The 8,875-nt window shown below is 67.2% G+C and carries 12 protein-coding genes; 10 read left to right on the top strand and 2 right to left on the bottom strand.

From position 1 onward, the window contains the following. From VR44_RS29190 to VR44_RS29180, 3 genes are all read left to right on the top strand, one after another. Positions 1-354, top strand: a 354-nt coding sequence (locus tag VR44_RS29190) for an NUDIX domain-containing protein (RefSeq protein WP_245692418.1), incomplete at its 5' end; no start/stop codon positions are given. Further along, positions 351-1,670, top strand: a complete 1,320-nt coding sequence (locus VR44_RS29185) for a UDP-glucose dehydrogenase family protein (protein ID WP_045950615.1) — start codon at positions 351-353, stop codon at positions 1,668-1,670. The genes VR44_RS29190 and VR44_RS29185, both read left to right, overlap by 4 nt. A 152-nt stretch (positions 1,671-1,822) precedes the next feature. Then, positions 1,823-2,251, top strand: coding sequence for a GFA family protein (locus VR44_RS29180; RefSeq protein ID WP_045950614.1), 429 nt, complete (start codon positions 1,823-1,825; stop codon positions 2,249-2,251). Positions 2,252-2,457: 206 nt separating this feature from the next. On the opposite strand, the gene VR44_RS29175 is transcribed toward VR44_RS29180, so the two are convergent. Next, positions 2,458-3,708, bottom strand: a complete 1,251-nt coding sequence (locus VR44_RS29175; protein ID WP_245692415.1) for a hypothetical protein — start codon at positions 3,706-3,708, stop codon at positions 2,458-2,460. A gap of 199 nt (positions 3,709-3,907) precedes the next feature. On the opposite strand from VR44_RS29175, the gene VR44_RS43070 reads away from it, so the two are divergent. From VR44_RS43070 to VR44_RS45375, 7 genes are all read left to right on the top strand, one after another. After that, complete coding sequence (locus tag VR44_RS43070; protein WP_094191991.1) at positions 3,908-4,243, top strand: hypothetical protein; 336 nt, start codon at positions 3,908-3,910, stop codon at positions 4,241-4,243. A 58-nt stretch (positions 4,244-4,301) separates the two neighbouring features. Continuing rightward, on the top strand, positions 4,302-4,604 hold the full coding sequence (locus VR44_RS29170; protein ID WP_045950612.1) for a hypothetical protein: 303 nt from the start codon (positions 4,302-4,304) through the stop codon (positions 4,602-4,604). 39 nt (positions 4,605-4,643) lie between these two features. After that, the gene (locus tag VR44_RS29165; protein WP_045950611.1) at positions 4,644-5,039 is read left to right on the top strand and encodes a hypothetical protein; all 396 of its coding nucleotides are present in this window, start codon (positions 4,644-4,646) and stop codon (positions 5,037-5,039) included. A gap of 355 nt (positions 5,040-5,394) precedes the next feature. Continuing rightward, positions 5,395-5,898 carry a hypothetical protein gene (locus VR44_RS45380; protein ID WP_157880434.1) on the top strand — a complete coding sequence of 168 codons (504 nt, stop codon included), beginning with the start codon at positions 5,395-5,397 and terminating at the stop codon, positions 5,896-5,898. Then, positions 5,853-6,521, top strand: coding sequence for a hypothetical protein (locus VR44_RS29155; protein ID WP_157880433.1), 669 nt, complete (start codon positions 5,853-5,855; stop codon positions 6,519-6,521). Before VR44_RS45380 ends, VR44_RS29155 begins: the two co-directional genes overlap by 46 nt. A gap of 171 nt (positions 6,522-6,692) precedes the next feature. Beyond that, positions 6,693-7,025: a GFA family protein gene (locus tag VR44_RS29150; protein ID WP_094191990.1), complete on the top strand. Its 333-nt coding sequence runs from the start codon at positions 6,693-6,695 to the stop codon at positions 7,023-7,025. A 151-nt stretch (positions 7,026-7,176) separates the two neighbouring features. Continuing rightward, complete coding sequence (locus VR44_RS45375) at positions 7,177-7,335, top strand: hypothetical protein (RefSeq protein WP_157880432.1); 159 nt, start codon at positions 7,177-7,179, stop codon at positions 7,333-7,335. Between the two features lie 61 nt (positions 7,336-7,396). Here VR44_RS45375 and VR44_RS29145 read toward each other — a convergent pair whose 3' ends face one another. Next, entirely contained in the window at positions 7,397-8,326 is a 930-nt protein-coding gene (locus VR44_RS29145) for an ADP-ribosylglycohydrolase family protein (protein ID WP_045950607.1), read from the bottom strand. Between the last annotated feature and the right edge of the window lie 549 nt (positions 8,327-8,875).

Genomic DNA, 8,875 nt, shown 5'->3' with positions numbered 1-8,875 from the left:
GGCGAGGCCCCGGCCGCCGCGATCGTCCGCGAACTCGACGAAGAAGCCGGCCTCACCGCCGAATCGCTGACCGAGCTGTTCGAGACCCGCGACGAGCACGGCTCCGGGCAGATCATCACCTTCTTCGCCGCCACCTGGGACGGCGACGAGACCCGCCTCCCGCTCTCCGAAGGCGTCAAGCTCCAGTTCTTCGCCCCCGAGCACCTCGACATGCTCACGATTCCCCCCGTTCATCCGGGACGGGATCCACCGCCATCTGGCCGCCAGGTCCTCCTGATCACCCCGCCCTTCCGGGCGGGGGCAAGGGTGGGGCCATCCGCGGCGGCCAAACCCGAAGGGACACCCCGCTCATGAAGATGACCGTCATCGGATGCGGCTACCTTGGCGCCACCCACGCGGCCTGCATGGCCGAGCTCGGCCACGACGTCCTGGGCATGGACAGCGACATCGACAAGGTCGCCATCCTGAACTCCGGCCGGGCCCCGTTCTTCGAACGCGACCTCGATGACCTCCTCGCCAAACACACCGCGACCGGCCGGCTCCGCTTCACCGCCTCCTACGGCGAGGCCGCCGAGTTCGCCGACCTGCACTTCATCGGGGTCGGCACCCCGCCGCAACCCGGCACCGACGCCTACGACCTCACCCACCTCTTCGACGCCGTCACCAAGCTGGCACCCGGCCTGACAACCCCGGCCGTCATCGCGGTCAAGTCCAGCGTCCCGGTCGGCACCGCACCCCGCGTCGCCGAACTCCTCCGGGACATGGCTCCGGCCGGGGACCTCATCGAGGTGGCCTGGAACCCGGAGTTCCTCCGCGAGTCCTTCGCGGTCGATGACACCCTCCGCCCGGACCGGCTCGTCCTCGGCTTCAACTCCGACCACTCCTGGGCCGAGGCCCTGCTGCGGCAGGCGTTCGCCAAGATCATCGAGTCGGGGACGCCGACCCTCGTCACCGACTGGGCCACCGCCGAGCTCGCCAAGGGCGCCGCGAACTCCTTCCTCGCCACCAAGATCTCCTTCATCAACGCGATGGCCGAGGTCTGCGAGAAGTCCGGCGCCAACGTCGCCGAACTCGCGAACATCCTCGGCCATGACCACCGCATCGGCCGCCACGGCATGCGGCCCGGCCTCGGCTTCGGCGGCGGCTGCCTACCCAAGGACCTCGGCGGCTTCATCACCCGCGCGGACGAACTCAACGCCGGCGAGGCCGTCGGCATCCTCCGCGAAGCCGCCATCGTAAACGCCCGCCGCCGCCAGCGCGTCATCGACCTCGCCCGCGACGAACTCGGGCCCGACCTGCGCGGCAAGCGGATCACCGTCTGGGGCGCCGCGTTCAAGCCCGGGACCGACGACATCCGCGACTCGCCCGCCCTCGCCGTCGCCCAGGCCCTCCACGACCTCGGCGCCACCGTCACCGTCACCGACCCCAAGGCCCTGGACAACGCCCGCAAGCTCCACCCCGAACTCGACTACGTCGAAGACCCCATCGCCGCCGTCGATGACGCGGACCTGCTGCTGAACCTCACCGAGTGGCACCAGTTCTCCAACATCGACCCCAAGAGGCTCGCCACCCGAACCAACAGCCCCAAGGTCATCGACGCCCGCGGCACCCTCAACGCCGACCAGTGGCGCGAAGCCGGCTGGATGACCCGAGCCCTCGGACGCCCCTGAGCCGCGGTTTCGTCACCCGGCCGCGTGACGCCTCCGCAATCGGCGCACGCGGCCGGGGGCCACGCCCGAGCCGTCAACAGCGTCCTGGCGCTCACGGAAACGATGGCACACTGATCGGCTCAACTTGCCTATCGCGTTCGGGAGATCACCTGATGAACGCCACCGCAGCCGCCGATGCCCAGGGAGACGAAGCAGCCCAGGAACGTACCGGCGGCTGCCTGTGCGGCCGGATCCGCTTCACCACCGAAGGTCCCGCAACGTTCCCTCACACATGTGCATGCAGGGATTGCCAAAAGCTGGGCGGCACCCCAGTGATGTGGTGGGTGGGCTTCGCGACGGTCTCCTGGACCGGCGAGGGTGGCGAGCCGACCTGGTACGAGACCTTCCCCGGTGAGGCGAAGCGCGGCTTCTGCAGCCGCGTCGCGGCGATCGACAGCGACATCCCGGAGATCGGCATCAACGTCACTGCCCTCGACGACACCAGCGGCCCAGACCTCGTGCCGATCCACGCGTCCTTCCGCGACAACGCCGTGCACTGGCTGCCCCCGGTGCCGGAAACCGAGCACAACACGGCCGGTTGACCGTCTGCCCTCGTGTAGGGACTCAGATTTCGTGGCCAAATCTCACGAGCGATGGCCAACCGATGGCATATCTGACACGAATCTGAGACTGGCAGGTCAAGTCGCTCACTCGTATGGGTGAGGCTCCCCGAGCAGGGGGAGGCCGCCGAGTAGGCGAGAGAGAGCGCGGTCAGTGGGTTGCTGATTTTCTACGCTGGTGCCCACGTTCACTCGTTGGGGGACTCCGTTGCCAGCGGGATGCCGCACTGCAGGCAGCCGTTCGCGTGGTCGTCCCGGCAGACGTAGCCGATGGCACCATCCACGCACCATTCGGCGGCCTCCTCGGACAGCAGGTCGGGCCCGGCATGGAGCAGCCGACGAAGTTCCGTGATGTCCGCAATGTCGGCCGGGCGGTTGGTGAACCACTCGTCGAACCAAGGCTCGTCTCGGTGCATGCGCCAGTGCGCACTCTCCCGGTCGTCGACAGCCGTAGTGAACCGATCGACGATGCGCCCCCAACTCGGTGTTCCGAACCAGCCGTTGTCGGACGCGCAGAAGAATTCGATCAGGGTTCGCAGGCCGAACTCCTTCTCGCGAAGGCAGTACGCTCGCCCCCAAGCGATCGCGTCCTGTGCCATCTCCGCGAGTTCTTCGCGCGGATCAGCCTCGTGCGCCGGGTCGTCAGGGTTGTGGCAGGCCAGCCCGAGCTCGAGAACAGACTGCCCGGTCGGTAGAACCCGGGACGGGTTGACGATCGCGAGACCGAGACCGATCCAGTCGACATGGTCGAACGACAGCATCGAGCGCACGAGTCGGGTGGTTGCCGTGTTGATCCGCATCATTGTGCCGTCGTGGAGCGGACTCTTCCCGGCATGCCAGTTCTCGACGGGTGTGTTGCGCCACACCGCGAGCGTGATGCGGGTGGCAGCGAGCCACAGCAGGGCGTCGTCGTCGAGGTGCCCGAACCGCTTGGCGCACTCCTGGGCGCCGTAGGTGATCAACTCTTCCGGTTTCGGCCACCTGTGGCTGTCGGGCCCTTCAGGCCCTTCAGGCGCGTACTCGTAGTCGTCGGCGTACTCGTCGAGGATCGCGCTCAACTCGGCAGCGCTGTAAGCCTCGCTGTACTCGGAGCTGTCCGGCTCCTCGACGGTGTACATGTCGTGGTCCCAGGAGACGTACACGTCGCGCCAGAGCACCACGTCATCGCACTCGCCGGCGTTGTCCGTCACAACCGGCCTGATGGTGATCGGGGCAGTACGCCCGTCGGTTCGCTCGCCGTCCTTCTCGGCGGCCCATGCGGTGATGACCCCGAGCGGCTTCGGAAGGAGAGGACCGACCTCGGTGATGCTGAACGGCTCGTCGTCGTCATCGGTGTCGAACCGGCTGTTGACGAACGCAACTGCCTCGGAGGGCGTGCTGACGATGGACTGGCTACCACTCTCGTTGTCAACCACTCGCCACAACGGGCTGTTCTTCACGATGCTCTCCGATCGCGGTGAGCGCACCCGGGGCGGGTGCGATGCGCCGGGTCGCTCGGCACTGACTCCAATTATGGGCTGATCAACCCATCCGTAGCCCCGAAGGCGCTTGTCGGCGACAACGTTCGGTACGTTCGCGTGCAACCTGCTTTTCGCGACCGCGGCGACACAGCAGAGTCCCACAGCGGAGGAGGCGAAGATGGCGCTGAACAAGAAGGGTTCCCGGCGCATAACCGTTGACGGGATCGAGTACCGCTGGCGGATCCGCAGGAAGCCCTCCTACATGCAGGGCCTCTGCTGGACACCGCTGACCTATGCGGTTGAAGCAGCCAGCGGCGGCCAGCCGGGCACGACCTTGATCTTCACCAGCGGTCAGGCCCATCCCAGCAACTGGGTGGGCGTCGAGATGGGGCCCATTCGCCCAGCTCACGTTGCTGCCAGCACTCGAGCGGCACGGGATCAAGGCTGGGATCCAACCCGGGTCGGTTCTCCTTTCCAGCTCGACCGATCCGCAGGATTCATCGCCCAGTCATGAGATAGAGCGGAGTAGGGCGGCGCATCTGGCCCGGCATCATGGCCTGGTGACCACATGGATGCGCTGCTACTGGGACGAGGAAGACACCTGGTTCTACTTCGAGGTCGACGCCGAAGGCTGGGTGATCCGGCAGGTCGAACTCGAAGGGCCAGAGCTGATCCCGATCGCAGCAGCTTCCCTCGCCGAGTGGCAGCGGGCCCGCGACGCAGGCCGCCTCGGTGATTACGACAGCAGATTCGGGATCACCGCCGAGCTGCCCGTTCCGGAATGGGAAGGCCACGACCCCGAACAACTCACCTTCGAGGAGTTCGAGGACGTCTGGGGCCCTGCCCGTCAGCAGATCGCATCCCGGCCCAGCTGACCTCTCGGCGCCGCACTGGCTTCTTGGCATCATCGCGACATGGCCCCGACCCTTCCCCGCACCATCCGAGCCGTCGACACCGCTCAGCTCCTGGACCTGGCCCAGGAGGCCGCCATGCATGGCTTCAGCCAGCGGCTCCCGGTCGACTGGCTACGAGAGCACCTCGCCGCAGAAGCGACGCACTACCTGTTCCCGACACTCGTGCAGCGGCTCACGCACCGTCCCGAGGTGCCTCTGCAGTGGAGGTGCCAGCAACTGCTGACCGTCAGCACCGGCGAGCAGATCTGGGGTCTCCTCGACGTCCTTCCCGACACCTTCGACAAGATCCCGGAGACCTTGGACACGGCGTCCAAGAAGGACATCGTCAACCGCATCGAGCAAGCAGTGAAGGTGCGGAAGTGGATGGAACGGACGGCTGCCGATGCAGGTTCATGAGGTCCGGCGCAGCTGGCTAGGCAGTCTGAGGAAATGACATCGATCTGAGACAGCCGCTTGCCGACACGTCGTGAGACTGGAGGGGAACGTCCAGGTCATAGCGTCGGCGCCTGACATCGAAAGTGAGAACCTACACCTCGGCTCGGCCACGTCACCTGCTCCCCCGATGGCCCCGGGCGGTGCCGCGGACGCAGGCCGCCCCTGCTGCTTTCCCCCAGGTCAGATAGGACTGTCAGTGGCTGCTGTCACGATGTGATCGCACTGCGTCACACCTTCTGGAGGAACGGGGCATCCCTTGGGCAAGGCATCACGTCGTCGCCGTCAGCATGAGCAGGGACAGGGACAGGGACGCCCATTGGCACTGACCTTCTGCGACGTCGACTTCGATCGCGGCTCTCGTGCTCACGGACGCGGGGTTGCCCCCGCGCCGCCGGAGGGCTGGGTGATCGGCCGGGCCGGGCTCGTCCATGCCGAATGGAGCGGGGCCGAACTCCGCGTCACGGGACAAGAACTGATCGAAGGACCCCGCCCTGCCAGCCGCCTGATCAACGCTCTGCACGGAAAGCGGCTAGTCATCGGCCACGGCATCCTAACCGCCGATTTTCGCGCAGCCGCCATGGTCACCGACGTCCCAGACTCCCTGCTCAAGCGGACCGTCGACACGCTCGCTTTCGCTCATCGCATTCGCGGCAAGCGCTACCCCACCGGCTGCGGTCTGGCCGCGCTGGCGAAGGCGAACCTCCGCGATCCGCGCGCCAAGCCGGCCCAGCCGTCTTCCGCCCCGGGCTTCGGCCGGGCGGCGGCATGCACGGCATGTCTCCCGAGCGGGGCGACAACGACCCGCGCGAGGACGCGCTGACCGTTGCCCGCCTCTGGCAGACCATGGTCACCACGCGGGCACTCTCCTGGGGAGCAGGAAATCCCTCCTGGACGCACTACGACGGCGACACCCGCCCTGGCACGCCCGCCGGCGCCGCCGCCTTGGCAGACGAGAACATCGCCGAGCTCACCGGACAGCTACGGCAGATCGAAGCCGTCGAATGGGCGCAGCGAGTCCGTTTCGAAGGCCGCGTCATGCGGCCCACCAGCACCGACTCAGTGGCCGCCATGCTGGCCCTCCACTCCGCCAAGGACCTTCCCGCACCTCAGCAGGTCCGAGAGCTCGCAGACGCCCTCCAAGAAGCTGGAGAGATCCCGCCGGACCATCTGGACAGCGAGGATCTTCTCACCGCCGTCCAGTGCCTGGGCCCCCGCCAGAACATCGACGTCCGCGAACGCATCCTCAACGGCAAGAAGCTCACCAAACTCCTCAGGGAAAACCTCGCGATCTATCTCTGGGAAGTCACCCATCCGGAGTGGATGAAGATGTTCTGGGAGACCCCCAAACTCGCCAGGACCACTGCCATCGGTGAACTTCGCCTGTCACACCTCAAGCTCGAGCAACGCAAGATCCGGGGACGCGTGCTCAACGTCTTCGATTAGGAAGCTGCACGGCCGGAATTCCTGCGAACTAATGTGGCCCTGCCCTACTTTAGCAAAATAAGTCAGCTGTGCCAGCGAGCAGGGCCGCTCCCCGAGTGGCGCGGTGGTAGGTCACCCAGAGGCTACCTTCGGCGCGACCCTGAACCCTGAACACAAGGACTTGACAGGGAAATCTGCGCCTGCACGCACTGCTCGACACGCTCCGGCGCACCGTTCCAGTGGTGGGTCGGGTTCCCCATGGACGGGCTGAAGTGGACCGGGACGGATCCGAACTGGTTCGACACCCACCCCGGCAAGACCGCCCGCGGCTTCTGCGGCACGTGCGGCAGCCACCTTGCCGCCCGCGACCACGGCAATGACATGGCCATCGGCATCCTCGCCACCGCCCTCGACCACCACCACCGACCCCGCCCTGGCCCCCACCAACCTGAACCGGCTCGCCGAAGCCGCCCCCTGGCTCACGGCCACCGGCTGTCCCGGCTCGGCGGCGGCGAGTACCGCTGACCCTTCGCAATGATGCCGCGTTCTCCTGCCCTGGCCCGAGCCCCTGCGCCGACCGGCAAGGCACGCACCTGGAGCCGACGGTCACTGCTCCAACCCGCTGAGCTTCCGATTCCGCTGACGTACCCCGCTGTCGTGGGCAAAGGTGGAGACCATGAAGATCCCGCGGTCGTCCTGGAGTCGTTTTCTCAGACATCCGGTCGGCCAGTTCACAATCGTCTCCATGTTGATTCTCGCCCTGTTCGCACTGGTTGACCGCGGAGTGGCAATTGTTCTTCAAGCGGTCTTCGGTGGTCACTGGATGGTCTTCTGACCGGAGGGCCCAGACATCTGCGCGGCAGCAGAACAGCCCCGGTCGGAGGGCACGAACCGGTTCAGCCTCCGAGGCGGTGCGTGAGGTGGAGCAGGTCTGGCAGGTGCAGCACTCTTCCGTCGAATCCGGGAAGGGGGACATGGAGCGGCTGGGTCCAGTGGGCGGGGATCGCGTCCAGCCCGTGGTAGGCCCCCGCGAGGCCTCCGGTCACTGCGGCGACGGTGTCCGTATCGCCGCCGAGGTCGATCGCCGCGCGTATCGCGTCTTCGAAGGTGGTGGTGGTGCGCAGGGCCCAGACGGCGGAGCCCAGGCAGGGCCAGACGGCACCGTTGAACTCGGTGGCCTGATCGGGGTGCCAGTCGGGAGTGAGGACTGTGGCGTAGCGGCCGCGGTGGTCGGGGTGGACGAGAGCCAGTACGTCCGGCAGCGCGGTGAGGGGATCTCTGTCCTCGAACGTGACGCGGATGAGTTCGTGGAAGATCGCGGTACCTTCCCAGGCCGCGCGGTCCCCGTGGGTGAGTGCAGCGATGCGGCGGGCCGCTTCCATGGTGGCTTCTTGGCCTGCGGCGGCGAAGTGGACCGCGGAGGTCGACGCCCGCATCAAGGAGCCGTTTCCGGCTGCTCGCTGATTGACCTGGAAGTGGAACGCGGCGGCGAGGTCCCAGGGCATGCCGTTGGTCAGGACGTCCTCGGTCTGGAGGCCGATGTCCTTCGGCTCTGCTGCTGCCCACCGCTGGAAGCGGGCGAAGATGTCCGGCAGATCCAGTCCGCCTCGTTCCAGCAGGGAGTCGGCGACCAGGACGGCCATCTGCGTGTCGTCAGTGGCCTCGCCGGGGTCCCAGCCGCCGCCTCCGCACATCTCGCCACCGGCACCGGGCGTGGGAAACCGCGCGGAGAACACTCCCTGAGGACCGAACTCGAAGGGGGCACCCAGGGCGTCACCCACCGCTGAGCCGATGACCGCGCCGGCGGCACGTTGAATCCGCTTCACTCGCGCAGGTTATCTGTGCCGCCTCGTCAGCCGTGCGGCGCGATTCCCCCTTCGGTTCCCGAACCATCGAAGCCGGCCTCATCTCGCCCTACGGAGGTGACTGCGGTGATGAAAAGCAGGGGCTCACGGAGCTGTGCGGGTCAGCGCCGACTGCTCGACGTCCGCAGCGCTAGGAGAGCGGGGAAAGGTCGAGCCTGCAGCGAGGTGCAGGCGGGAGTCCGCAGCCAGGTCCACCTCCCCGTAGGGCCGGACGTGAGACCGCAGCAGCGGGGTCAGGCCACGCCGCTCGGCAGGGGTGAGGGGGCATGGTAGCGGTCACCCTCGCAGGTGCGGGGAGTCGGTCATGCTCCTGGCCGTCATAGGCCGCGAGGGGTCATCCCCGCGGGTGCGGGGCAGGGCGTGACATCGACCTCGAAGGTCATCCAGGTGGGGTCATCCCCGCGGGCGCGGGGAGCAGTCCCAGACACCCTTGATCTTGTTCCACACCCAGGGGTCATCCCCGCGGGTGCGGGGAGCAGGCTTCTTAACCTGCAACTTTCAGTGCGGCAG

The organism is Streptomyces katrae (assembly GCF_000966975.1).
Classification (GTDB): domain Bacteria; phylum Actinomycetota; class Actinomycetes; order Streptomycetales; family Streptomycetaceae; genus Streptomyces; species Streptomyces katrae.
Note: the sequence above shows the minus strand (reverse complement) of the source record. Positions and strands in the feature narration are given on the sequence as shown.

What these genes read in the sequence shown, in the direction of transcription:
- VR44_RS29165 (WP_045950611.1), top strand. Translation starts at nt 4,644, where the DNA reads ATGGCCCCGACCCTTCCCCGCACCATCCGAGCCGTCGACACCGCTCAG.
- VR44_RS43070 (WP_094191991.1), top strand. Translation starts at nt 3,908, where the DNA reads ATGGCGCTGAACAAGAAGGGTTCCCGGCGCATAACCGTTGACGGGATC.
- VR44_RS29180 (WP_045950614.1), top strand. Translation starts at nt 1,823, where the DNA reads ATGAACGCCACCGCAGCCGCCGATGCCCAGGGAGACGAAGCAGCCCAG.
- VR44_RS29185 (WP_045950615.1), top strand. Translation starts at nt 351, where the DNA reads ATGAAGATGACCGTCATCGGATGCGGCTACCTTGGCGCCACCCACGCG.
- VR44_RS45375 (WP_157880432.1), top strand. Translation starts at nt 7,177, where the DNA reads ATGAAGATCCCGCGGTCGTCCTGGAGTCGTTTTCTCAGACATCCGGTC.
- VR44_RS29155 (WP_157880433.1), top strand. Translation starts at nt 5,853, where the DNA reads ATGTCTCCCGAGCGGGGCGACAACGACCCGCGCGAGGACGCGCTGACC.
- VR44_RS29170 (WP_045950612.1), top strand. Translation starts at nt 4,302, where the DNA reads ATGCGCTGCTACTGGGACGAGGAAGACACCTGGTTCTACTTCGAGGTC.